The organism is Cellulomonas biazotea, from assembly GCF_004306155.1.
In the GTDB taxonomy this organism is placed as follows: Bacteria; Actinomycetota; Actinomycetes; order Actinomycetales; family Cellulomonadaceae; genus Cellulomonas; species Cellulomonas biazotea.
Genome location: NZ_BIMR01000239.1, coordinates 1 through 23,969, shown reverse-complemented (window position 1 = coordinate 23,969; position 23,969 = coordinate 1). Strand labels below are relative to the sequence as shown.

The 23,969-nt window shown below is 73.8% G+C and carries 20 protein-coding genes; 11 read left to right on the top strand and 9 right to left on the bottom strand.

Going from position 1 to position 23,969, the window contains the following annotated elements; genetic code table 11:
- Nucleotides 1-129: 129 nt before the first annotated feature.
- The 6 genes from CBZ_RS14970 (at nt 130) to CBZ_RS14945 (ending at nt 7,483) form a co-directional block, all read left to right on the top strand.
- Nucleotides 130-1,545, top strand: a complete 1,416-nt coding sequence (locus CBZ_RS14970; protein WP_130782311.1) for a hypothetical protein — start codon at nt 130-132, stop codon at nt 1,543-1,545.
- A gap of 82 nt (nt 1,546-1,627) precedes the next feature.
- Nucleotides 1,628-3,667, top strand: coding sequence for a DUF7657 domain-containing protein (locus tag CBZ_RS14965; protein ID WP_130782310.1), 2,040 nt, complete (start codon nt 1,628-1,630; stop codon nt 3,665-3,667).
- 49 nt (nt 3,668-3,716) lie between these two features.
- Nucleotides 3,717-4,856 (top strand): DegT/DnrJ/EryC1/StrS family aminotransferase, encoded by a 1,140-nt coding sequence (locus CBZ_RS14960; protein WP_130782309.1) that lies wholly within the window; start codon nt 3,717-3,719, stop codon nt 4,854-4,856.
- Between the two features lie 61 nt (nt 4,857-4,917).
- On the top strand, nt 4,918-5,850 hold the full coding sequence (locus CBZ_RS14955; RefSeq protein WP_130782308.1) for an NAD-dependent epimerase/dehydratase family protein: 933 nt from the start codon (nt 4,918-4,920) through the stop codon (nt 5,848-5,850).
- Nucleotides 5,850-6,302: an acyltransferase gene (locus CBZ_RS22030; RefSeq protein WP_130782307.1), complete on the top strand. Its 453-nt coding sequence runs from the start codon at nt 5,850-5,852 to the stop codon at nt 6,300-6,302. The genes CBZ_RS14955 and CBZ_RS22030 overlap by 1 nt, the downstream gene beginning before the upstream one ends.
- Nucleotides 6,299-7,483: a glycosyltransferase family 4 protein gene (locus CBZ_RS14945; RefSeq protein ID WP_130782306.1), complete on the top strand. Its 1,185-nt coding sequence runs from the start codon at nt 6,299-6,301 to the stop codon at nt 7,481-7,483. Before CBZ_RS22030 ends, CBZ_RS14945 begins: the two co-directional genes overlap by 4 nt.
- 34 nt (nt 7,484-7,517) lie before the next feature.
- Here CBZ_RS14945 and CBZ_RS14940 read toward each other — a convergent pair whose 3' ends face one another.
- Entirely contained in the window at nt 7,518-8,483 is a 966-nt protein-coding gene (locus tag CBZ_RS14940) for a Gfo/Idh/MocA family protein (RefSeq protein WP_130782305.1), read from the bottom strand.
- 3 nt (nt 8,484-8,486) lie between these two features.
- A complete protein-coding gene (locus CBZ_RS14935) occupies nt 8,487-9,587 on the bottom strand; it encodes a DegT/DnrJ/EryC1/StrS family aminotransferase (protein WP_130782304.1) in 1,101 nt (366 codons plus the stop codon).
- Between the two features lie 228 nt (nt 9,588-9,815).
- On the opposite strand from CBZ_RS14935, the gene CBZ_RS14930 reads away from it, so the two are divergent.
- Nucleotides 9,816-10,511 (top strand): LbetaH domain-containing protein, encoded by a 696-nt coding sequence (locus CBZ_RS14930; RefSeq protein WP_130782303.1) that lies wholly within the window; start codon nt 9,816-9,818, stop codon nt 10,509-10,511.
- Nucleotides 10,508-11,560, top strand: a complete 1,053-nt coding sequence (locus CBZ_RS14925) for a lysylphosphatidylglycerol synthase domain-containing protein (protein WP_218022785.1) — start codon at nt 10,508-10,510, stop codon at nt 11,558-11,560. Before CBZ_RS14930 ends, CBZ_RS14925 begins: the two co-directional genes overlap by 4 nt.
- A 52-nt stretch (nt 11,561-11,612) precedes the next feature.
- Here CBZ_RS14925 and CBZ_RS14920 read toward each other — a convergent pair whose 3' ends face one another.
- The 3 genes from CBZ_RS14920 to CBZ_RS14910 all read right to left on the bottom strand — a co-directional run bounded on the left by CBZ_RS14920 (nt 11,613) and on the right by CBZ_RS14910 (nt 16,306).
- Nucleotides 11,613-12,722, bottom strand: coding sequence for a glycosyltransferase family 4 protein (locus tag CBZ_RS14920; RefSeq protein WP_246013436.1), 1,110 nt, complete (start codon nt 12,720-12,722; stop codon nt 11,613-11,615).
- Between the two features lie 4 nt (nt 12,723-12,726).
- Entirely contained in the window at nt 12,727-13,344 is a 618-nt protein-coding gene (locus tag CBZ_RS14915) for a dTDP-4-dehydrorhamnose 3,5-epimerase family protein (protein WP_130782302.1), read from the bottom strand.
- Between the two features lie 112 nt (nt 13,345-13,456).
- Nucleotides 13,457-16,306 carry an N-acetylmuramoyl-L-alanine amidase gene (locus CBZ_RS14910; RefSeq protein WP_130782301.1) on the bottom strand — a complete coding sequence of 950 codons (2,850 nt, stop codon included), beginning with the start codon at nt 16,304-16,306 and terminating at the stop codon, nt 13,457-13,459.
- Between the two features lie 211 nt (nt 16,307-16,517).
- Here CBZ_RS14910 and rfbD point away from each other — a divergent pair, with 211 nt between their 5' ends.
- The 3 genes from rfbD (at nt 16,518) to CBZ_RS14895 (ending at nt 20,369) form a co-directional block, all read left to right on the top strand.
- The gene (gene rfbD / locus CBZ_RS14905; RefSeq protein WP_130782300.1) at nt 16,518-17,372 is read left to right on the top strand and encodes a dTDP-4-dehydrorhamnose reductase; all 855 of its coding nucleotides are present in this window, start codon (nt 16,518-16,520) and stop codon (nt 17,370-17,372) included.
- A gap of 145 nt (nt 17,373-17,517) precedes the next feature.
- Nucleotides 17,518-18,390 (top strand): NAD-dependent epimerase/dehydratase family protein, encoded by an 873-nt coding sequence (locus CBZ_RS14900; protein WP_130782299.1) that lies wholly within the window; start codon nt 17,518-17,520, stop codon nt 18,388-18,390.
- A complete protein-coding gene (locus CBZ_RS14895) occupies nt 18,387-20,369 on the top strand; it encodes a DUF7657 domain-containing protein (protein WP_130782298.1) in 1,983 nt (660 codons plus the stop codon). The genes CBZ_RS14900 and CBZ_RS14895 overlap by 4 nt, the downstream gene beginning before the upstream one ends.
- On the opposite strand, the gene CBZ_RS14890 is transcribed toward CBZ_RS14895, so the two are convergent.
- From CBZ_RS14890 to CBZ_RS14875, 4 genes are read right to left on the bottom strand one after another with little or no spacing between them, the layout of a single operon-like run.
- Entirely contained in the window at nt 20,345-20,731 is a 387-nt protein-coding gene (locus CBZ_RS14890; protein ID WP_130782297.1) for a DUF2304 domain-containing protein, read from the bottom strand. The two genes, CBZ_RS14895 and CBZ_RS14890, sit on opposite strands and share 25 nt — an antisense overlap.
- Nucleotides 20,728-21,471, bottom strand: a complete 744-nt coding sequence (locus tag CBZ_RS14885; protein ID WP_130782296.1) for a glycosyltransferase family 2 protein — start codon at nt 21,469-21,471, stop codon at nt 20,728-20,730. The genes CBZ_RS14890 and CBZ_RS14885 overlap by 4 nt, the downstream gene beginning before the upstream one ends.
- Nucleotides 21,472-21,481: 10 nt before the next feature.
- Nucleotides 21,482-22,720: a hypothetical protein gene (locus tag CBZ_RS14880; protein ID WP_130782295.1), complete on the bottom strand. Its 1,239-nt coding sequence runs from the start codon at nt 22,718-22,720 to the stop codon at nt 21,482-21,484.
- A 35-nt stretch (nt 22,721-22,755) separates the two neighbouring features.
- Nucleotides 22,756-23,850 (bottom strand): glycosyltransferase family 4 protein, encoded by a 1,095-nt coding sequence (locus CBZ_RS14875; protein WP_130782294.1) that lies wholly within the window; start codon nt 23,848-23,850, stop codon nt 22,756-22,758.
- Nucleotides 23,851-23,969: the final 119 nt, after the last annotated feature.

Sequence of the window (23,969 nt, the reverse complement as noted above, 5' to 3'; positions counted from 1 at the left end):
ACTCCTTGTTCGACCGGCACACGAAAGCCCCCAGCATAGGGAGCCGCAGGCGTCCCGAATGTCGCCGATGGTCCCGTGGTGCGCGCCCGGGCGGACTATCATCGCGGCGCCTCGACGAAAGGGAGGGTCGTGCCCCAGGACGTCCTGCGCAGGTCCCGTGCTGCGGCCGGGCCGGTCGCCGCGCTCGTCGTGGCGCTGCTGCTGACCGTGGCCGCCGTCGTCGTCGTCCTGGCGCGCGCGCCGCTGTCGATCGTCGACGAGCACGTGCACTACGACTACGCGCTGCGGGTGCACGAGGGCACGGTCCCGTACCGCGGCATGACGTACAGCGAGGACCTGCTGCAGGAGTGGGCGTGCGGCGTCGGCCACGACGGCGGTCAGCCGTGGAGCTGCGGCGACCCGAACGTCTCGCTCGACACCCTGCCGTCCGGCCGGTACACGAGCGGCTACATCCACTACCCGAGCTACTTCGTGGCGGCCGACCTGTTCCGTCGTGCCGTGGCGGGACCGCTGGGTCTGACCGGGGACCCGCTGACGGCGCTGCGCCTGTTCAGCGTCGTGGGCCTGGTCGCGGGCCTGGGCCTGTGCGCGTGGGGGGCGTGGGTGCTGCGGCTGCGCGGTGCGGCGTTCCTCGCGGCCACGCTCGTGCCGAGCGCGTCGGGGATCGCGGTCCTGCTCGGGGTGACGGTCAACCCCGGCGCCTTCGCCGTCGCCGCCGGAGGCCTGGCCGCGGTGGCGGGGTACTGGTGGGTGACGCGCGGCCGGGGGTTCTGGGCGCTTGCCGCTGCGGCCGTGGTGTGCGCGATGCTCACCACCACAGCGACGCTGCCGGTCGTCGGGTTCGGGCTCGCCGCGTTCGTCGTGGCGGTCCTGCGCAGCCGCGGCTGGACGCTGCCGGGGCCGTGGGTGCCGCGCGTCTGGCAGGTGGTGGTGCTGGCGGCGATCACGGTGGCGCCCGTCCTCGTGTGGGGTCGCGTCAACGCCGCGCGGGCGACCGTCGACAACGCCGCCCTCTACGCGGAGTACGAGATCCGCGGCGGCGACACGCTCGTCGGCGCCTTCCTCAGCGAGCTCGCCCCGCACAGCTTCTGGGAGGGCGCGCCGCCCGACCGGTTCGTCGGTGACTCGTGGTGGACGTCCGCGACGACCGGGCTCGCCGCCGGCCTGACCGGGTGGACCGGGCCCGTGGTCGTCGTCACGACGCTGCTCGCCGTGCTCGGCGTCGTGCACCTGCGCCGCCCCGCGCCCGTGACCGACGCCCCGGAGCCGCCCGCCGACGACGCCGGGGTCTCCCGCTGGCGGGACCCCCTCGTCGTCGTCCTCGCCGCGCACCTCGTCGTGTTCGTGCTCATGCCCCCGCTGCTGCGGCTCTCGAACGCGGCGGTCTTCGACATCGACAGCCCCATCGTGAGCCGCTACGAGCTCTCGCTCGCGCCCGCCCTCGTGCTCGGCCTGCTCGCGGTCGTGCGCGGTCCGGTCCTCGCACGGCTCCTCGCCGGGCTGTCGACCGTGGTGCTCGGCGCGATCGCGCTGGGCGCCCTGTGACGCCCACCTGCGGCCTCGCCACCGAGCCCGGGGCACCGGGTAGGGTGAGCCGCTGCTGCCGCCTGCCGAGCTGAGGACACGAGTGAACGACCCGACCGCGACGACGGCGGTCCCGACCACCGGCGCGGACGACGCGACGGCGCGCCCGGGCCGGTGGCAGCGATGGACCGAGCCGCGGCCCGACGGCCTGCCCCGCGCCCGCGTCCTGCTCGCGTTCCCGGCCGCGGTCCTGCTCGCGCTCGTCACCCTCGTCTCGCTCGGGATCAGCGGCTCCTCGTCAGGCGTCGTGCACGACTGGTTCGAGACGGGCGCCGACCCCGACCTGCTCCTGCTCAAGCCGCAGGCCATCCGTAGCGACGAGTGGATCGTCCAGACCGTGTGGACGGTGTCCCAGGTCGAGGAGGGCCTGCCGCTGCGCAACGAGGCGATGCCGGGCGGCGTCGACATGTCGATGCTGTGGGAGGTGCCGTACGCCGAGTGGTCGGCCGCCTTCCGGCCGCACAACCTCGGGTTCTTCTTCCTCCCGCTCGACAACGCCTTCGCGCTCAAGTGGTGGCTGCCGGGAGCGGCGCTCGCGGTCGCGTGCTCGATGTTCCTCACGTCGCTGTGGCCACGGCGCCCCGGCTCGGCGGCGCTCGTGTCCGTCGGGTTCTTCGTCGCCCCCTTCTTCCAGTGGTGGTACCTGCCGCAGACGCTGTGGCCGGCCGCCTGGGCGCTCCTGCTCATGACCGGGGTGATCTGGGTCAGCAGTGGCGCGTCCCGCGGGCACCGGTGGACCTGGGCCGCCGTCGTGGGGTACGTCTCGGTGACCGCCGCGCTGGGCATCTACGCGCCGTTCCTCGTGCCGAGCGCGTACGTCGCGGCCTTCTTCGCCCTCGGGTGGGTGCTGCGCAGGGACGCCGACGTCCCGGTCACGACGCGCCTGCGGCGGCTGCTCCCGCTCGGGGTCGCCGCGGCGGCGGCCGCGGCCGTCATGGTCGTCTTCCTGCTCACCCGGTGGGACACGGTCACCGCGTTCCTCGAGACGGTGTACCCCGGCCAGCGCCTGACGGAGGCCGGTGCCGGGCTCGACGACCCGGACAAGGAGGCCAGCTTCGCGGGCGCCTTCGGTCTCGCGCTGCGCGACGGGTCGTCGTACGGGCTGCGGCCCAACGCCTCCGAGGCGTCGACCTTCGTGTTCGTCGGCGCGTTCCTCGCCGCCGTGGGCATCTGGCTGCTCGTCCGTCAGCGGCGTCGTCGCCTGCCGCTCGACCGGACGATCCTGTACCCGCTGATCTGCGGCGTCGTCCTCGTCGCGTTCCTCTACGTGCCCGGCTGGGACGTCGTCGCGCACCTGCTGCTCCTCGACCGCGTGACCCCGGGCCGGATGCTCATCGGGCTCGGCCTGCTGTCGATCGTGCTCATCGGCGTCACCGTCCGGGCGCTCGACGCCGAGGACCTGCGGGCCCCCTGGTGGCTCGCGGGCGGGCTCGGGGCTGTCGTGGTCGTCGCGCACCTCGTGCTGTGGCGCGTCCTGTCCGACCGTCCCGCGGTGCTCGCCGCCGCCGGCCCGTGGATCGTCATCGTCCTGGCCTTCGCGCTGTCGGTGGTGCTGTTCGCGCGCCGTCGGGTGGCGGCCGCCGCCGGGCTGTTCCTGCTCGTCAGCGGCGTCGTCGGCGGCTGGGTGAACCCGCTGTACCGGGGGGTGTTCGACCTGCGCGAGACCGACGTCGCCCAGGCCGTCGAGGCGCAGGACGAGGAGAACCCGGGCCGCTGGATCGGCGTCGGCGACGCGATGGTCGGGCCGATCCTCACCGAGACCGGCGTCGACGGGTTCAACGCGTTCCAGGGCGCCCCGAACGCGGAGATGTGGTCGGAGCTCGACCCGTCCGGCCGCTACGAGCTCAACTGGAACCGGTTCGCGAACGTCGGCTGGAGCGTCGACCCCGACCAGCCGCGCATCTGGAACCCCGCGGGCGACCAGATCCGGGTGAGCTTCGACTCGTGCGCGCCGTTCGAGCAGTCGATCGCCGAGAACGTCCTCTCCGACCGCCCGATCGACCAGCCGTGCCTCGAGCTGCAGAGCACGGTGCAGGCGCCTCTCGCCACCTACCACCTCTACACGATCACGCCGCCGGCCTGACGGCCCCCGGGCCGCACGACGGCCGCCACGCAACCCACGAGGAGTCCCCATGACCGAGGTCGTCCCGCTCGGACAGCCCACCGTCGGCGCCGAGGAGCTCGAGGCGATCGCCGAGGTGTTCGCCTCCGGCTGGCTGTCCGGCGCCGGTCCCGCGTGCCAGGCGTTCGAGGCCGAGTTCGCGGCCGTGTCCGGCACCGAGCACGTGCTCGCGACGTCGAACTGCGGCTCGGCCCTGCACCTCGGGCTCGACGTGCTCGGCGCCGGCCCCGGCGACGAGGTCATCGTCGGCGACTACACGTTCCCGGCCACCGGCCACTCGGTCATGTGGACCGGCGCGACGCCCGTCTTCGCCGACGTCCGTCCCGACATCTGGAGCGCCGACCCGGCGTCCGTCGAGGCCTCGATCACCGAGCGCACCGTCGGCATCGTCGCCGTCGACGTGTTCGGCCAGCCCGCCGACTACGACGAGCTGCGGGCCATCGCCGACAAGCACGGCCTGTGGCTCATGGAGGACGCGGCGTGCAGCGCGGGCGCGACCTACAAGGGCCGTCCCGCCGGCTCGCTCGCCGACGTCGCCACGTTCAGCTTCCACGGCCGCAAGGGCATCACCGCCGGCGAGGGCGGCGCGCTCACGACCGACCGCGAGGACCTGGCCCGGCACGCGCGCAAGCTGCACACCTACGGCATCGAGCCGGCGCTGTCGCGTGAGGGTGCGCGCGAGCTGCCCGTGCCGTCGTTCGACGAGGCGGGCTACAACTACCGGCTCTCCGACGTGGCCGCCGCGATCATGCGCGTCCAGGTCCGTCGCCTGCCCGAGCTGCTCGCGAACCGCCGCCGCGCGGCCGCCGGCTACGCCGAGCTGCTGGGCGACCTGGACCTCGTCACGCTGCCCGCGGCGCTCGACGACCGCGAGCACCCGTGGCAGTCCTACGTCCTCACGCTCGACCCGAGCCTGGACCGCGGCGTCGTCGCTCTCGAGCTGCGCGCGCGGGGCGTCCAGTGCAACTTCGGCACGTACGCGTCGCACGTGCAGCCCGTCTATGGTGGACGGCAGAGCCTGCCGGTCTCGGCCGACCTCTTCGCCCGGCACCTCGCGGTGCCGATGCACGCCAACCTGACGGACGCGCAGGTCGAGCGTGTGGCCGAGGTCGTGCGGGACGTCGTCACCGCGCCGACGTCGCGCCGCTGACCACCGGCGACCCCCCCGTTTTCGAACCACCCCCGCACGGACCAAGGAGCAACTGTTCGTCATGGCAGACAAGAAGACCGTCTTCATTACCGGTGGTGCCGGCTTCATCGGCCTCCACGTCGTCCCGATGCTGCTCGAGCAGGACTACAAGGTCCGCATCTTCGACAACATGTTCCGGGGTGACCGCGACAAGGTCGCCGCGCTCGCCGCGACGGGCGACGTCGAGCTCATCGACCAGGACGTGCGCTACGGCGGCGCCGTCCACCAGGCGATGAAGGGTGCGAGCCACGTCATCCACCTCGCCGCGGTGTCGATCAACAAGAGCCAGTCCGACCCGTACGAGTCGATGGACATCAACATGATCGGCAACCACAACGTGTTCGCGGCCGCCGCGGACCACGGCGTGGAGCGGCTCGTGTTCGCGTCCAGCGCGTCGGTCTACGGCGACCCCGAGAAGCTGCCGATGCACGAGGACGACACGCTGTCGCCGCTCACCCCGTACTGCATCTCGAAGCGCGCGGGCGAGGACCTCCTCGGCTACTACCAGCGCCGCGCGAACCTCTCGTGGATCGCGCTGCGGTTCTTCAACGTGTACGGCCCCGGCCAGAAGACGACCGCGTACTACACGTCGGTCATCAACCACTTCGTCAACCGGCTGCGCAACGGCGAGGCGCCCGTCATCGACGGCAAGGGCGAGCAGTCGATGGACTTCATCCACGTCCACGACATCGCGCGCTCCGTCGTGCTCGCGCTCACCTCCGAGAAGGCGAACGTCCCCGTCAACGTCGGCACGGGCATCGACACGTCGATCGCCGACCTGGCGCGCATCCTCATCGACGCCGTCGGCAGCGACGTGGAGCCGATCTTCAACCCGCGCGACGTCCTCGTCTCGCGCCGGGCGGCGGACATCCAGCGCGCGAAGGACGTCCTCGGCTTCGAGTCGACGATCGCCGTGCGCGACGGCATGACCGACCTCATCCGGAACGGCGGCTGATGCCGGCGACCCTCCCGCCGAACCCCTACCACGAGCTCGCGTGGATCGTCGGGGAGCCGCAGATCGGTGACGGCACCTGGATCGGCGCGTTCACCGTCGTCGACGGGTCGGGCGGGCTGACCATCGGCGCCGGGTGCGACATCAGCGCGGGCGCGCAGATCTACACGCACTCCAGCGCGCGCCGCTGCGTGTCCGGGCGGGCGTACCCGACGGTCGAGCGTGCCGCCGTGCACATCGGCGACCGGGTGTTCATCGGTGCCAACGCCGTCGTGCAGATGGGCGTGACCATCGGTGACGGCGCGGTCGTCGGGGCGGGGGCCGTCGTCACGCGCGACGTCCCCGCCGGCGCGGTCGTCGCCGGGGTCCCGGCGCGCGTCGTCGCCCGGGTCGAGGACGCGGGTGACGGGAGCCGGCCCGAGTTCGTGCCGGTCGGAGGTGACGGCGGCGCATGAGGATCGTCGTCGTCAACAACTTCTACCCGCCCCGGGTCGGCGGCAGCTCGCACCTCGCGGACGCGCTCGCCCGGGGGTACGCGGCCCGCGGGCACGAGGTCCTCGTCGTCACGGCGGCCTACGCCGACGCCCCCGCCCGGGAGCAGCGCGACGGGATCACCATCGTCCGGCTGCCGTCGTTCGCGCTCCCCGAGACGCGTCTCGCGGTGTCGTTCGACATCTCGTTCGCGACGCGACCGTCGCTGTGGCGCAGGCTCGCGGCCGAGCTCGACGCGTTCCGCCCCGACGTCATCCACCAGCACGGGCAGTTCTTCGACCTGTCCTGGGCGACCGGGCTGTACGCGCGCCGCCGCGGGATCCCGGTGCTGCTGAGCGTGCACACCCGGCTGGAGAACCCGAAGGCGCACTACCACGGCGTCTTCCGGCTCCTCGACGCCCTCATGGTCAAGCCGAACCTGCGGGTCGACCGGCCGCGGGTCGTGATCATGGACGTGCTCATGGACGAGTACGTCAAGAGCCGGTACCGCGGCGCGTACAGCGGCCTGGAGTACATCCCGGTCGGCGTCGACCCGGCGTGGACCACCGGCGGCGACGGGTCCGTCGCGCGCGCCGCGCTCGGCCTCGCCGACGACGTGCCGATCATCCTGTCGCTCGGGCACGTCATCCCGCTGCGCGACCGCGTGGCCCTCGTCGAGGCCATGCCGCGCGTGCTCGAGTCGGTGCCGGACGCGCGCCTCGTCGTCGTCGGGCGCGTCTACTACGACCCGTTCCTGCGCCGCGCCGAGGAGCTCGGCGTCGCGGGTTCGGTCGTCGCCACGGGCGCGGTGCCCAAGTCGTCCGTGCCGGACTTCCTCGCCGCGGCGTCGGTCGAGTCCCACGAGCAGGGCATCGGTCTCGGCACCGCGACGCTCGAGGCCATGGCGGCGGGTGTGCCCGTCGTCGCACCGGCCCGCAAGGACAACTTCCCGACGATCGAGCTGGGCCACCGCGAGCACCTGTGGTTCGTCCCCGTGGGCGACTCGGCGGCGCTGTCCGACGCGCTCGTCGAGGCGCTCGTGGACCGCGAGCTCGCGGCCCGCGTGGGCGCCAACGCGGCCCGTGTGGTGCAGGAGTCGTTCGCGCTCGAGCGCGTGCTCGACCAGCACCTCGACGTGCTGGCGGAGATGACGGCGGGACGCTGACCCTCGGGTCGGCGCCCCGCCGTCGTCGGCGGCGTCAGACGGACGCGGCCGCGACCTCCTTGGCCCGGGCGACGACCCGGTGCGAGGGCAGGATGCCCGCGCGCTCCTCGGCGGCGTCGACCGTGCCGGCCACGAGGCCGAGGAACCGGTCGAGCTGGGCCGCGAGCGGCTCCTGCGACGTGACGAGCTCGGGGATCTCGATGATGGTCTGCTGGCGGTAGCCGCGGCCGTCCGACGTCGCGGCCTCGGCCGAGACGTGCCGGTACACGGTGACGTCGCGCCGCAGCAGGTCGACCTCGATGAGCTTGTCGACCTCGTTGATCGTCAGCGTGCGGACCTTGCGCTGGCCGAGTCGGCTCGCCGACACGCTCGCGACGGCGCCCGACCCGAAGCGCAGGAGCGCCTCCACGACGTCCTCGGCGCCGGGCACCGACGACGGGTGGAACTGGCCCACGACGGCCTCCACGCCGACGACCTCGCCGGGCAGGACCTGGAACGCGAGGTCGACGTCGTGCACGAGCAGGTCCCACGCGACGCCGGTCTTGATCCGCGGCGCGTAGGGGGAGTGCCGCACGCCCGTGACGTGGATGGGCTCCTCGAGGATCGACCGGGCGGTCAGGACGGCCGGGTTGTAGCGCTCGAGCAGGCCGCACATGACGGGCACGTCGCGCTGCTCCGACAGCTCGAGGACCTCGATCGTCTGCTCGAGCCGGTCCGTGACGGGCTTCTCGACGAGCAGCGGCACACCGGCCTCGATGACCTGCTTCGCGAGCTCGAAGTGTGCCTCGGTCGCGGCGGCGACGATGACCGCGTCGACCCCCGACAGCGAGCCGATCTCCGGCTGCCACCGCGCGCCGAACCGGTCGGCGAGCGCCCGTCCGGCGTCCTCGCGCGTGTCGACGACGGTCGCGAGCTCGGCCTGCGGGTGCCCGGCGGTGACGCGCGCGTGCAGCGACCCCATCGAGCCGGCGCCGACGAGCAGGATGCGTGGTGCGGCCACGGCTCAGGCCCCCAGGATCGAGCGGACGGTGTCGACGACCGTGCGCAGGTCGTCGTCCGACAGCCGCGGGTGCACGGGCAGGGAGACGACCTCCTGCACGACGCGTGCGGCGGTCGGGACCTCGCTGACCTTGACGCGCGGGTGCGTCAGGTAGGTCTCGTAGTCGAACACGAGCTTGGGGTAGTAGATGCCGCTGCCGACGCCGGCCTCGGTGAGGCGGGCCACGAGCTCGTCGCGCGAGACGGCGGCGTCCTGCGTCACGCGGACGGTGAACTGGTGCCAGACGTGCGAGCGCCCGGGCAGCTCCTGCGGCAGCACGAGGCCGGGGATGCCGGCGAGGCCCTCGACGAGCGTCGCGGCGTTGGCCTTGCGGCGGGCGACGGTCTGCTCGTACCGGTCGAGCTGGGGGAGCGCGAGCGCGGCCTGCAGGTCCGTGAGGCGGTAGTTGTGGCCCGCGACCTCGTACTGGTAGCGGGCGCGCATGCCCTGGTTGCGCAGCACGCGCAGGCGGTCGGCCAGGACGTCGTCGTCCGTGGTGATGATGCCGCCCTCACCGGTCGTGATGTTCTTCGTCCCGTAGAACGAGAAGCAGCCGATGCCGAAGCTGCCCGCCGCACGCCCGTCGAGCGTGGCGCCGTGCGACTGCGCGGAGTCCTCGACGAGCGCGAGCCCGCGGTCGGCCGCGAGCGGCGCGAGCTCGCCCATCGGCGCCGTCTGCCCGTACAGGTGCACGGGCATGAGCACGCGCGTGCGGTCGCCGATCGCGGCAGCCGCGGCGTCGGGCGCGAGGTTGAAGTCGACGTCGTCGATGTCGGCGAACGTCGCCGTGGCGCCGGCCTCGAGGATCGCGTTGAGCGTCGCCACGAACGTGAACGGGCTGGTGACGACCTCGTCACCGGGCTCCAGGTCGAGCACCTGCAGGGCGGCCACGAGGGCCGTGGTGCCGTTGTTCACGGCGACGGCGTGCTGCACGCCGGTGAGCGCGGCGAAGCGGCGCTCGAACTCGGCGACGACCGGTCCTTGGGCGACCATGCCCGAGCGCAGGACCTTCAGGACCTCGGCCTCGACATCGGGACCGAGCTCGACGGTGGAGATGGGGATCACGGACGAACCTCGTCTTGTCACGGGAGGAAGTTGGCGGCGCCGACGCTACCAGCGAGTCGACCGTCGCCCGTGGGGCCTCCGGGCCTTCTGCCGCGTGCTGACGGCCTCTCGGTGGTCTCGCGGATGCCCGCGGCGGGCGCGCCGACCGCGTGCCGATGGCGTGCCGAGAGACGGCCCGTTGCGCCGAGTGGGCTACCATCGAAGGGCCTGACTTGCGCTCGGAGGACCATGAACTCGATCCACAGCACCGCCGTCATCGGGGACGGAGTGGTCCTCGGCGACGGCAACGTCATCGGCCCGCACGCCGTGCTGTGCGGGCCTCTCGTCGTCGGCGACGACAACTGGATCGGCCCGGGCGTCGTCATCGGCACGCCCCCCGAGGTCCGCGGCGTCGAGCACGGCGAGCCGTGGGACGAGGCGCCCGAGGAGGCCGCCGGTGTCCGGATCGGGTCGCGCAACGTCATCCGCGAGCACGCGCTGATCCACCAGGGCTGGCACGAGCAGACGGTCGTCGGCGACGACTGCTTCATCATGAACAAGGTCTACGTGGCGCACGACTCGCGCATCGGCGACGGCGTCACGCTCGCGTCGACCGTCGCGATGGGCGGGCACGTCCGCATCGGCGACCGGGCCAACGTCGGCCTCGGCGCGGTGCTGCACCAGCGCCGCCTCGTCGGTCCCGGCGCCATGGTCGGCATGGGCGCCGTCGTCACCCGCGACGTCCCGCCCTTCGCCCGCGCGTTCGGCAACCCGGCCCGGATCCACGGCGCGAACGCCGTCGGCATGGAGCGCCTCGGTGTCGACGCGGCAGCGGTCGCGCTCGTCCAGGCGGCCTACGCCGCGGGCGACGTCCCCGGCGAGGACGACGTGCCGGAGGTGCTCGCCCCGCACTTCGTCTGGTGGGCCAAGGAGGTGGCGTCGTGAGCGCCGCGGCCGTGCAGTCGGGTGCGGCCACCGAGGCCGACGTCGTCGTGCCCGCGCGCACCGCCCCCACCACCCGGCAGCGGGCGCTCGTCGTGCTGCGGTGGGGTCTCGTCGTCCTCGTGGTCGCCGCCGCGTCGTGGCAGGTCGTGCGGCAGTGGGGCGACGTCTCCGAGGTCCTCGCCCAGGTGAACGTGCTCTCGGCGGTCCTCTCGTTCCTCGCCGTCGTGCTCGGCCTCGGCGCCGGTGCGAAGAGCTGGCAGACGCTGCTCGACGACATGGGCCCCCCGGTCGGCGCCGCCCGCGGCTCGCAGATCTGCCTCGTCGGCCAGCTCGGCAAGTACATCCCCGGCTCCGTCTGGGCGTACCTCGTGCAGATGGAGCTCGGCCGCCGGTACGGGGTCGCGCGGGCCCGCGTGTTCGCCGCGAGCCTGTTCGCCGCGGGCGTCGGGGTCGTCGCGTCCCTGGTGCTCGGCATCGCCGCCGTCCCCGTCATGCTCCAGGGCGGCCACCAGGAGCTCCTGTGGCTGTTCCTGCTGCTGCCGCTCGGCCTCGTGTGCCTGCACCCCAAGGTCATGACGTGGCTCGCGTCGCTCGTCTTCCGCGTGCTGCGGCGCCCGCCGCTCGACCACACGCTGCGCGTCAGCGTCGTGGCGCGCTCGTTCGGCTGGGCCCTGCTGTCCTACGGCCTGTTCGGCGTGCACCTGTGGCTGCTCGCGAACTCCCTCGTGGACCCGGGCCTCGGCGCGATCCTGCTGTGCGCGGGCACCATGGCGATCGGCTTCACCGCGGGCCTGTTCGCGGTGTTCCTGCCGTCGGGCGTCGGCGTCCGCGAGGCCGTCATCGTCGGCACGCTCACGACGACCATGGCCGCCGGCCAGGCGACCGGCATGGCGCTCGCGTCGCGCATGATCTTCACGGTCGGCGACCTGCTGGTCGCGGGTCTCGCCGCGCTCGTCGCGGTCGTGGTCGTGCGGCGTCGGGCCGGTCAGGACGACCCGGCGGACGAGCCGGTCGCGCCCGACGTCGTCACGCAGCGCCCCGCCTCCTGACCACCGCCGGTCGCGGCCGGAGCGCCGGGCCGTGGTCGAGCGCAGGGCCGCGTCAGAGCACCGAGCGGTAGACCTCCGCGGTGGCGCGGGCCGCCGCCTCCCAGGAGAACTCCGCCGCGCGCAGACCTGACGCGACCGCGAGGTCGTCGTGCGCGTCGCCGACCGCGGTGCGCAGGCCGTCGGCGATCGACGCGACGTCGAGCGGGTCGACGAGCACGGCGGCGTCGCCGCCCACCTCGGCGCACGCGGTGCCCTGGGACGTCACCACGGGCGTGCCCTGGTGCATCGCCTCCAGCACGGGCAGCCCGAAGCCCTCGCGCAGCGACGGGAAGCAGAACGCGCGCGCACCGCGGTACGCGGCCGCCAGCAGGTCGACGTCGAGGTGCCCGAGGACGTGCACGCGCTCGGGCGCGAGGCCCGCAGGCAGCGGGGGCAGCGCACCCCACCCGGCCGGACCGACGAGGACGAGGTCCAGGTCGTCCGTCCCGGCGGCGGCGAAGGCGCCCAGCAGCCGGTCGAGGTTCTTGCGCGGCTCGATGGTGCCGCACCACAGCACGTAGTCGCGCCGCACTCCCGTCGTCGCGCGGAACCGCTCGACGGCGTCGTCGCCGACCCGTGCCCCTCGCGCCCCGTGCGGGACGACGGTGACCCGGCTCGCGTCGAGCCCGGCGGCCACGCAGTCGTCGGCCGTCGAGCGGGACGGCACGACGACGGCGTCCGCGCGTTCCCGCACGACGTCGAGCGCCCGCCGGAAGAACGCGTTGCCGCGCGGCGTGAAGTGAGCGGCGTCGTGCAGGAACGCCAGGTCGTGCACGGTGACGACGAGCGGCCGACGGGTGGGCGGCACGGCCCACGTCGTCGCGTGCACGACGTCGACGTCCGGGACGAGGCTCTCCGCCCGCGGCCGGCGCAGGACCTGCCACGCGTCGTAGAGCGCGCGCCGCGGCAGCCGCGCGTGCCGCACCGGGACCCCGACGGTCCAGTCCTGCGGCGGCGGCTCCGGGTGCCGCGCGGCGACACCGGTGACGGACGCGAGACCGCCGTCGTGCAGCGCGCGGGCGAGCTCGACGATGTACGTCCCCGAGCCGCCCGGCGTCCGCTGCCAGAGCTGCTCGACCGTCAGGGCGACGTGCGGTCTCTGCGGTATGGCAGCCGGGGTCACGGCCTCAGCGCGCCAGCGACGCGACGTACGCGCTCACGGTCGACGCGTCGGGCAGCAGGCCGGACGCGAGCGCCTCGGCGAGCGACGGTGCGGCGAGGTCCTTGTCGGACAGGAGCGGCTCGAGCGGACGGCCCGCGCGGTCCGTCGTCGGCCACGCGATCCCGACCTCGGGGTCGAGCGGGTGGATGCCGTGCTCGCGCCCGGGGGAGTAGCCGGTCGAGCACAGGTACAGGACGGTCGAGTCGTCCTCGAGGGACAGGAACGCGTGCCCGAGGCCCTCGGACAGGTAGATCGCGCGCCGGTCGACGTCGTCGAGCAGCACGGAGTCCCAGGTGCCGAACGTCGGCGAGCCCACGCGCAGGTCGACGACGACGTCGAGCACGGCGCCCTTCGCGCACGTCACGTACTTCGCCTGGCCGGGCGGCACGTCGGCGAAGTGGATGCCTCGCAGGACGCCCGCGGCCGACACCGAGCAGTTCGCCTGCTGCAGGTCGAGGCGGTGCCCGACGGCCTGCTGGAAGGTCTCGTCCTTGAACCACTCCAGGAAGACGCCTCGCGGGTCGCCCATCTGCTTCGGGGTGATCTCCCAGGCGCCGGGGACCTTGAGCTCGCGGAACTGCACCGGGTGTCTCCTTCGTGAGGTGGCCTGTCGCAGGGCAAATCTACGCGGACATGGCACCGCCGCCGTCCACGGGCGCGGACGGCGGCGGTGCCGGTGGCGGTCGCGGGGCGCGCTACGGGACGACGACGGAGCCGCACCCGACGAGGGTGTTGCCGCCGCCCGCGGCGCCGATCGCGTGGATGCACCAGGAGTGCGGACCGGCGCCGAGCCGGCGCGCGTGCGTGAAGCCGTGCTGGTCGCCGCGCCCGTACACCGCGCCGACGTCCGGCCGGCTCGTGGACGCCGTCAGGGCGACGCCGACGCCGTCGACGTAGACGTGCACGTCGACCGGCGAGCTCGTGTCGGGGTCGAGCGCCCAGCCGGTGAGCGTCAGCGTCCCCGGGCTGGTCGTCGCCGAGTCGACGACGCCGATGGGCAGCGCGTCGGTCAGCACCACGGTCCGGCACTCCACGAGGGTGTTGTCGCCTGCCGCGGTGTTGATGCTGAAGACGCACACCCCGTGGGCGCCCGGCCCGATCGGCGCGCGCAGCGTGTACCCGTGCTTCGAGCCGCGCCCGTACACGGCCGCGACGTCGGGCCGCTCGCCGTCGGCGACCAGGCCGTAGCCGACGCCGTCGACGTAGACGTGGACCTGGTTCGACGCCCACGTGTCGGGGTCGAGCGCCCAGCCGGTCACCGTGAGCGTGCCACCCGACGCGGACATGCTGTCGACGACGCCGATCGGCGCCGAGTCCGGCACGACGACCGTGCGGCAGCCGATGAGCGTGTTGTCGCCCGGGCCGTCGTTGATGGCGTGGACGCAGACGTCGTGGGGCCCGGGTCGGGCGTCCAGCGCGTACGACCAGCCGTGCGCGGCGCCCTTGCGGAACGCCTGGTCGACGTCCGGCCGGTTCCCGTCGGCCCGCAGCGAGACGCCGCGGCCGTCGACGTAGACGTGGACGTCGATGGGGTTGTGCGTGTCCGGGTCCAGCGCCCACCCGGTGACGGTGATCGCGGTGTTGGTCGCGGTCGCCGCGTCGATCACCCCGTACGGCGCGGTCCGCGCGACGACGGGCGGCGGCGTGCCGACCGTGAACGACTGGCACGTCAGCAGCGTCGGGGAGCCGCCCGCGGTGTCGATGCTGTAGACGCACACCGAGTGCTCACCGGCGGCGAGGGTCCGCGTGTGAGTGAAGCCGTGCGCCGCCCCCCGGCCGTACACCGCCGCCACGTCGGGCCGGTTGAGCGACGCGACGAGGGAGACGCCGACGCCGTCGACGTAGATGTGCACCTCGTTCGACGCCGACGTGTCCGGGTCGAGCGTCCAGCCGCTGACGGTCACGCCCGTCGCCGACGTCGTGACGGAGTCGACCGCACCGATCGGCGCCGCGTTGCGGATCGTCACGCGGCGGCACCCGAGCGAGACGGTCGTGCCGTTCCCGACGTTGACCGCCGCCAGGCAGACCACCGGCGAGCCCGGGCCGTGGGGGATGGTCGCCGTGAACCCGTGGTTCGGGCCGAGCGCGGGATAGGCGGCCGCGACGTCCGGCCGGGGGCGGTCCGCGAGCACGGAGGTCAGCGCGCCGTCGACGCGGACCTCGACGGTGATCGGCACGACGGTCTCCGGGTCGAACGCCCAGCCGGAGACGGTCAGCGAGCTCCCCGTCGTCGTCACCGAGTCCCACTCGCCGTACGGCGAGACGCCGACCGCCGGGTTCGCCAGCTCCGCGACCCGCGCGCGCAGGTACGGCAGCAGGTTGTACAGGTTCTGGCCCGGGCAGGACGTGAGCTGCGCGTCCCGGTGCCCGTAGATCGTCGAGAACGTCACGGCCGTGCCCTCGGGCCACTTCGACGCGCCGCCGCCCGAGATCATCGTGACGTCGACGCCCGCGGAGATGCCGTGGATCGAGAACTTCCAGGCGATGAGTGACGCGATCGCCTCGGTGAGGACGTCCGGCACCGCCACGGTCCCGTAGTCGCCGATCGCGGAGATGCCGATCGTGCGGCTGTTGAACCCGCCCGTGTGCACCCCGACGACCGTGCTCGTGATGCCGCCCGCGCGCCCCTCGAACACGCGGCCGAACTTGTCGACGAGGAAGTTGTAGCCGATGTCGCACCAGCCGCGGCCGCCGTCGGCCTCGGGGCGCGTGTGGTACGCGTAGAACCCGCGGATCAGGCCCGGGACGTCCGCCGCCGAGTAGGAGTTCGTCGACGCGGTGTGGTGCACCGCGGCCGCGACCATCTGGCTCGAGTAGTCCGGCTCGCACGTCCGCAGCGACTCGTCGGCGCCCCAGCCGGCGCGGCTGACGATCGCGGGCTGCCCGGGCACCGGGATCGCGCTGACCGTCGCGTCGGCCGCCTGCGTGCCGGGGTCGACGAGGACGGCCTTGAGCCCTGTCACGTCACCCGTGTCGGACTGCGCCCACAGCTGCACGCCGTCGGCGTCGAGCGCGACGATCGGGTCGGTCGCGCCACGACCGTCGCTCGCCTCGCGGGACGACGCGTCGGGCTGCACGTCCGCCGCGGCGACCGCCTCCCAGTCGCTCCAGGTGCCGTCGGTGCGGACGCGATAGCGGACGACGACGTCGTCGGGCCCCTCGTCCCAGGTGACGCCGAGCACCGAGAACGGCGACGTGTCGAGCGGGGCGGTGAGGACGTCGGGGGCGGGTGCCTCGTCCGGTGCGGGCTCGGCTACGGGTGCGTCGTCCGGTGCGGTCTCGCCCTCGGCCTCCGGCGCGACGCGGCGCTCGGCCGTCGCGTCGGCCGCGGACAGCGGCGCGAGGTCGCCCGCGCCCTCGGTCGGCTCGGGCGCCACCGCGGGGAGGTCCCCGAGCGCCGCCGTGTCGACGGCGGTCAGGTCCAGCTCCTGCACGCTCAACGGCTCCCCGGCCGCGCGCGGCAGGGCGCCCGCGACGGTCGGCACGACGGCCGGCACGGCGAGCAGGACGGCTGACGTCGCGGCGGCGACGACCGACGAGAGCATCTCGGGCTCCTTCTTCCGGGTGAACCCGGCCCATGCTGCCAGGGTCGCGGGCGCGTGAGCGGCTGACGCGCCGACCGGCTCCGGTGCCCCGAGCAACGGGCGCGGCCCCGCCGTGCACGTACGTGCGTCGGCACAGCGGGGACGGCTAACCTTGGCCGCCGTGGCCGGCCCGTGCGGGCCCCGCGACACGGGCGAGATCAGGAGGACTGCGGTGCGCTGGTTGGTGACAGGGGCGTCTGGGATGCTCGGCCAGGACCTGGTGGAGACGCTCGTCGCGAGCGGCGCCGACGTGACGGCGAGCGACCGGCACAACCTCGACGTCCTCGACGCCGACGCGGTGCACGCGCTCCTGCCCGGCCACGACGTCGTCGTCAACTGCGCCGCGTGGACCGCCGTCGACGACGCCGAGACGCACGAGGCCGCCGCGTTCCAGCTCAACGCCGTCGCGCCCTCCCTGCTCGCGCACGCCGCACGGCGCAACGGCGCCCGGTTCGTGCAGCTCTCGACCGACTACGTGTTCGACGGCTCCGCGACGTCGCCGTACGCCGAGGACGGCCCGGTCGCGCCCCGCTCGGCCTACGGCCGGACGAAGGCCGCGGGGGAGTGGGCCGCGCTCGCCGCGAGCCCCGACTCGCTCGTGGTCCGGACGGCGTGGCTGTACGGGCGGCACGGCAGCTGCTTCCCGAGGACGATCGCCCGCCTCGCCGCCGAGCGCGGCGCGCTCGACGTCGTCGCCGACCAGGTCGGTCAGCCCACCTGGACGCGCGACGTCGCCCGCGTCGTGGTCGACCTCGTCGCCGCGCAGGCCCCGGGCGGCATGTACCACGCGACGTCCGACGGCACCGCGAGCTGGCACGAGTTCGCGCAGGCCGTGGTCGCCTCCGCCGGGCTCGACCCGGCCCTCGTGAGCCCCGTCACGAGCGAGAAGTTCGTCCGCCCCGCGCCGCGCCCCGCCTACTCGGTGCTCGGGCACGGCAGGCTCGCCGCGGTCGGCGTCGCCCCCGTCCCGGACTGGGCCGAGCGGTGGGCCGCCGCGTCGGCGGAGGTCCTGGCGGCCGCGCCCTGAGCGCAGGTCGCGCGGTGATACCTTTCGCCGCAGGTGGAGCGCCGTCCGCAGTCGTCGGCTGCGCCGGACACGGTAGGTGGAGAGTCGGAATGCGAGACGAGGCGCGACCGCGGGTGGACCGCGGTCGGTCGATCAGAGGTGCGCGATGAGCGGCACGGTGCTGGTGACAGGTTCGGGGGGGTACATCGGGCGCCACGTCGTCGATGCCCTGCTCGCGCGCGGTGCCGATGTGGTGACCGTCGAGCGCAACCCGCAAGCTGCCCCGTCTCCCTCGGCGGCGCGTCGGATCGAGGCGGACATCTTCGCCGACACCGAGGACCGCTTCGAGCGGCTGGGCTCACCCGATGTCGTCCTGCACCTCGCGTGGGAGGCAGGCTTCGTCCACAACGCTCCCGTCCACATGCAGCGGCTGCCCGAGCACCTGGACTTCCTGCGCGACATGGCGCGCAGCGGTGCGGCCCGGCTCGTCGTCATGGGCACGATGCACGAGGTCGGCTATCACGAGGGCGTGGTCACGGCGGAGACCCCCACCAGGCCGCTCTCGCTGTACGGCGTCGCGAAGAACGCGCTCCGGCAGGCGCTCGAGATCGAGCTCGCGTCGACCGAGACCCTGCTGCAGTGGCTGCGCTGCTTCTACATCACGGGCGACGACGAGGGGAACAGCTCGGTCTTCTCGAAGATCGCCGCCGCCGCCGCCCGGGGCGAGCGGACCTTCCCGTTCACGAGCGGACGCAACAAGTACGACTTCCTCGACGTCACGGAGCTCGCGCAGCAGATCGCGGCCGTGGCGCTCCAGGACGAGGTGCTCGGTGTGGTCAACTGCTGCTCCGGCGTCCCGCTGTCGCTCGGCGAGCGGGTCGAGCAGTTCATCCGCGAGCGCGGTCTCGACATCGCGCTCGACTACGGCCGTTTCCCCGACCGCCCGTACGACTCCCCGGGCATCTGGGGTGACCCGACGCAGGTGCGCCGCGTGATGGAGCGGGACGCCGCCCGCGGCGACTCGCCCGCACGCTGGTGAGCGCCCGGACCGTCGTCGACCGGGTGCTGCGACCGCTGCTCGCGCTCGACGCCCTGCGGTTGCGCTGGCAGGTCCTGCTCGGTGTCGGCGCGTACCTCGGAGCACTGCTCGTGCTCGTCGCCACCGCTCTCAACGGATCGTCCTCGGGTGCCTTCTACTCCGACTTCTTCACCGGACGTGACCCCCGCTTGCTGATCGGTGGGCCTCGGGGGCTGCGCAGCGACGAGTGGATGGTCACGACACCGCTGGTCGTCGCCCAGGTCGAGCAAGGACTGCCCCGTTCGAGCGGCGTGATGCCCGGTGGGATCGACGTCTCCGTGCTGTTCGACGTCCCCTACCGTGACGTCTGGGCTCTGTTCCGCCCGCAGAACCTCGCGTTCGGCGTCCTGCCCCTCGACAACGCGTTCGCGTTCCGTTGGTGGCTGCCGCTCGTGGTGCTCGGCATCGCTGTCCACGTGCTCGCCGTGGTGCTCTGGCGCAAGCCGCTCGCTGCGCTCGCCGTCTCCGTGACCTTCGCGTTCTCGCCGTTCACCCAGTGGTGGTTCGGTGCCGGGACCTTCTGGCCGCTCGCGTTCGCCGTCATGGTCTGCCTCGCCGTCGTCGTCGCAGTCCGTCCGTTCCCGACGTGGGTGCGCTGGGTCACCGCGGTCCTCACCGGGTACGTCGCAGTCGTCGCCGCGATGACGATGTACCCGCCGTACCTCGTGCCGTGCGCCCTGGTCGCGCTGGCGTTCGCCGTCGGCACGCTTCTCGACGGGCGTGACGTCCCGTGGGGAGCGCGCCTGCGTGGCCTGGTGCCGCTGGCCGTCAGCGCGGTCGTCGCCGGTGCCCTGCTGCTCGTGTTCCTGAAGGCGCACGCAGCGACGCTGGACGACATCACGTCGACGAGCTACCCGGGTGACCGGCGCTGGCCGACCGGCGAGCACTCCCAGTTCCCGTGGGCGCCGATGTTCGCCGGGGTCCTCGGAGTCGGTCTCCGGGCCGCGTCGCCGGACGGCTTCGTCGTGAACGCCAGCGAGGGGTCGAGCTTCCTGCTCACCGGTCTCTACCTCCTGCCGGTCGTCCTGGTCCTGCTGCGGCGTCGTCCGCGGGGAGTGGACGCCACCCTCGCCGCGCTCGTGGCGGTCCTGACCGTGCTCGTGGCGTTCGTCTACGTCCCGGGCTGGGACGCCGTCGCCTCGCTGCTGCTGCTCGACCGGACGAGCCTGCCGCGGCTCGTCGTCGGCTTCGGGCTCGTCGCGCTGCTCCTGCTCCTGGTGAGCGTCTCGCGCATCCGGGCCGACGGTCCGCCCGCCCGGTGGACGGCCGTCGCCTCGGTGGCACTGACGCTCGGCGCGCACGCCGCCGTCGTGCTGTTCCTGCGGGCGCACGCACCGCAGGTGCTCGCGCAGTTCTGGTGGTGGCCGGTGCTGGTTGTCGCCTTCGCCGGTGCCATCTGGATGTATGCCCGCGGCCGGGCGACCGTGCCGTCGATCGTCGTCGCCGCCGTCGCCGCCGTCGCCCTGGTGATGGTGGCGGGCGTGGTCCCGCTGTACCGGGGCGTGCTCGACCTGCGCGACACCGGGCTCGGGCGGCTCGTCGAGCAGGTCCAGGCAGAACGCCCTGGAACCTGGGTCGGCCTCGAGGACGGCGCAGTCGTCGCGACGCTGCGCGAGACGGCGGTGCCGTCGTTCAGCGGCGTCCAGGGGTGGCCGTCCGACGAGGTGTGGGGCGCGATCGACCCGACCCGCATCCACCAGAACGCCTGGAACCGGTACGCCCACGTCTCGTGGACCGCGCACCCGGATGCTCCGCCGATCACTCTCCTGGCGCCGGACTCGCTAGCGCTGCGGTTCGACTCGTGCGACGTGTTCGAGCAGGAGAACATCGACTACGTCGCAACGAACGAGCCCGTGGACCAGGCGTGCGTGCGGGAGATCGGGAGCACGACGGAGGGCGACGGGACCTACCGTGTCTACGAGGTCGTCCCGCCGTCCTGACCGTCGCCCGTCGAGACGGCGGACCGCTCGACGTGCTCGACCCGCAGAGCGAGGAGGGCGATCTCCTCGGCGAGCGTGCGGGAGGTCTCCTCGGCCCGGCTCAGCTCCGCGCTCAGCTGGATGCACACCGCGAGCACGACGACGAAGCCGAGCAGGAAGACGAGGTTGATCGGCGTCTGGACGCCGACCAGACGCGCGAGCCAGCCGGCCAGGTCCGGGAAGACGCCGACGACGACCACGGCGAGCGCGAGGACGATCCAGATGCCGGCGTACTTCTCCTTGAGGCGACGGCTGCGCAGCAGCCACAGGAGCAGCAGGACGACGACCGCGCTGATCGCGAGCGCGAAGGGGTACGCGGTCATGCGTCAGGACCTCCGGGGACGGGTTCGCGGGGGCGGCTGAGGGCGACGACGAGCGCCAGGACCGCGCGGCCGAGGAAGACGGCGGCCTTGACCGGGCTGTGCGACGGGCGCCCCCCGGCGCGGGGACGCATCGCGACGCCGACCTGCCGGATCCGCAGGCCGGCGCGGGACGCGATGACGATGGACTCGATGGTGTCGCCGAGGTACTCGGCGGGGTAGTTCGAGGTGAACAGCCGGATCGCGGGGCGGGCGCAGAGCTTGAGGCCCGACGTCGTGTCGGTGAGCCGCGTGCCGGTCACCCGGGACAGGACGGCCGACAGCAGGCGCATGGTCCAGCGCCGCGGACCGCGGACGGTGTAGTCGCCGACGCCCGCGAAGCGCGCACCGATGACGATGTCGGCGGCCTCGGCGTCCATCACGCGGGCGAGTTCGGCGACGCCGCCGGGGTCGTGCTGGCCGTCGGCGTCGAGCTGCACGGTGCGGTCGTAGTCCGCCCGGTAGGCGTAGGTGTAGCCGGCGCGCATCGCCCCGCCGACCCCGAGGTTGACGGGCAGGTCGAGGACGGTGGCACCGGCCGCGCGGGCGATGGCGCTGGTGTCGTCCGTGGAGCCGTCGTTGACGACGAGGACGTCGGCGTCGGGGAGGGTCCGGCGGACCTCCGCGACGACGGAGGCGATGGTGGCCTGCTCGTTCCACGCCGGGACGATGGCGAGCAACCGTCGCGGCGGCTGGTGCTGCATGCGCGGAACTCTACCGGCGCGCCACGCGCTGCCGACGCAGAGCGACCAGGTGCACGACGACACCGACGAGGGGGCCGACCAGCAGCGACGTCACAGTCCGGGCCTCCGTCGCCCAGGGGGTGAGGAGCAGCACGACCGTGACGAGCGTCGCCACGACCCAGCCGGTCGAGAAGGCGCGGTGCAGGTCGAGCGCGATGGTGACGGCACCCGTCAGCGTGAGCAGCGCGAGGCCGACCGCGGCGAGCGTCAGCCCGGCCAGGACGCCGCCGTCGACCTCGTACGCGGGACCGAACAGCAGCGTCATGAGCCACGGGCCGACGACCGAGGCGAGGCCGGCGCCGACGACACCGGCGGCAGCGAGGGCGAGGACGATGGGCCGGAGCGCGCGCAGCCCCCGGTCGCGGTGCTCGAGGACGTGCGTGATGACGACGCCCTGGAACGCGCTGAGCGGGATCATCAGCGGCGCCCGGGTGAGCGAGACGGCGAGGATGAGCGGCGCGGCCGTCGCGAACTCCTCCGGCGTCGACGTGACGCGCAGCAGCACGGGGAACCCGACCACCAGGACGGCGCTGGCAGCTGCGGCGGCCATCGCGTGCGCCAGCCCGCGGACGAACCCGCGCCAGGGCACGTCGACGTGCGCGTGCAGCGCGCGGCGGTAGGGCGGTGCGACGAGCAGCAGCAGCCACGTGCACGCCCCCGCGGCTGCGGCGGCCTCGAACCCGGCGACGGCGGCGCCGACGGCTGCGGCGGCTGCGGTTGCCGCGACGCGGACGAGCGCCTCCAGGCCGACCAGGTCCGCGAACCGGTCCCACGCCCCGACCCCCGACAGTGCGCCCGCCTGCGAGCTGTGCCCGGCGAACAGCAGGACCGCGGCGAGCACGACGGCGAGGTCCGCCGCGCTGCCCGCGCCGAGCACGGCGGTGCCCCACAGCGGCGCCGTCGCGGCTGCCGCGACGGCCAGGACGGCGCCGACGGCGAGCGAGACGGGGAGCGCTCGGGCACCGGTCGTCCCGAGCTGCGCCGCGCGTCGCACGCCGCGGGTCGTCTCCGTCTGCACGCCGGCGAGAACGCCGAACAGCCCGAACATCAGGGCCCAGAAGGCGAGGAAGTCGGCGTTCTGCGCCGGCGTCAGGGTGCGCGAGGCGAGGACCAGGACGACGTAGCCGGCGGCTGCGGCGACGGCGGAGGCGAGGGCGACCCGGGTCGCGCCCCGGCGGCCGATGACCGCGGGCGGCGCACCGTGTGCCACGGCGTCGCCGCCGGCGGGGTCACCGGCGACAGGGCTCACGAGCGGGCCGCGGCGAGGTACGCGTCCTCGTGCAGCGCGGCGCTGCGGTCCCACGTGAACTCCCGGACGCGGGCGACCCCGGCGGCGCGCAGGCGCTCGTGGTCGGCCATCGCCCGCGTGATGCCGTCGGCGATCGCGTCGACGTCGGTCGGGTCGAACAGCACCGCTGCGTCGCCGCACACCTCAGGGAGCGCGCCCGCGTTCGACGACGCGACGGGCAGCCCGGAGGCCATCGCCTCGAGCGGGGGCAGGCCGAAGCCCTCGTACAGGCTGGGGAACGCGAGCACGCGTGCACGACGCATGAGGTCCCGGAGCTCGGCGAGCGGGACGAGACCACGCACGTCGACCCAGTCGGGCAGCGGTCCGAGGCGGTCGAGTGCGCCACCGGTCAGGACCAGCCGCAGGTCCGGGTCGTCCTCCCGCAGCCGGGCTACGGCTTCGACGAGGCGCGGGTGGTTCTTGTGCGCCCAGCTCCGCGCGGGGAACAGCACGAAGTTCTCGCGGTCCTCCGGGCCGGCGACCGAGAAGCCGTCGGTGTCGACGCCGAGCGGCGCGACGACGACCCGCTCGTCGGGCAGCCCCAGGTGCTCGACGATGCGCTCGCGGGAGAACTCGCTGATCGTGATCACGACGTCCGCCTTGCGCGAGACGTCCTCGTAGAAGACCCGCCGGTACGCGTGGTCCACCCGGCTGAACAGGTGCGGCAGGTCGAGGTGCTGGACGTCGTGCAGCGTCACGGCGACACCCGGCCCACGCGGGGCAGGCACGTTGACGGTGAACGGCAGGTGCACGACGTCCGCGCCCTGCAGCAGGCGCCGGATCTGCCCACGGCGCAGCACGCCCGCCTGGAGCAGGGTGTCGACGCGCCCGATCGTGCCGGTACGGCGGCCGACGCCGGGCAGGACCGTCTCGGGCACGTCACCGTGGGTGCCGCGCGCGGCCTCGGGGACGAACGCACGGACGGCGACGTTGTCGCGGCGCGCGAGCGCGGCGACCAGCTCGCGGGTGTAGGTCTCGGTGCCGCCCATGCCGCCCGGGACGAGGGTGGGCATCGACACCGCGACGCGCAGGCGGGCCTGGCCGTCCGACATGGGGCTCCTGTTCGTCGTCGGGTGCGCGCGTCGGGCTCGACGGGCACGGGGACCATCTTGGTGCACGCGGCCGGTGCTCGACGCCGCGGCGGGGGGGCGGGGCGACCCGGCGACAAGGC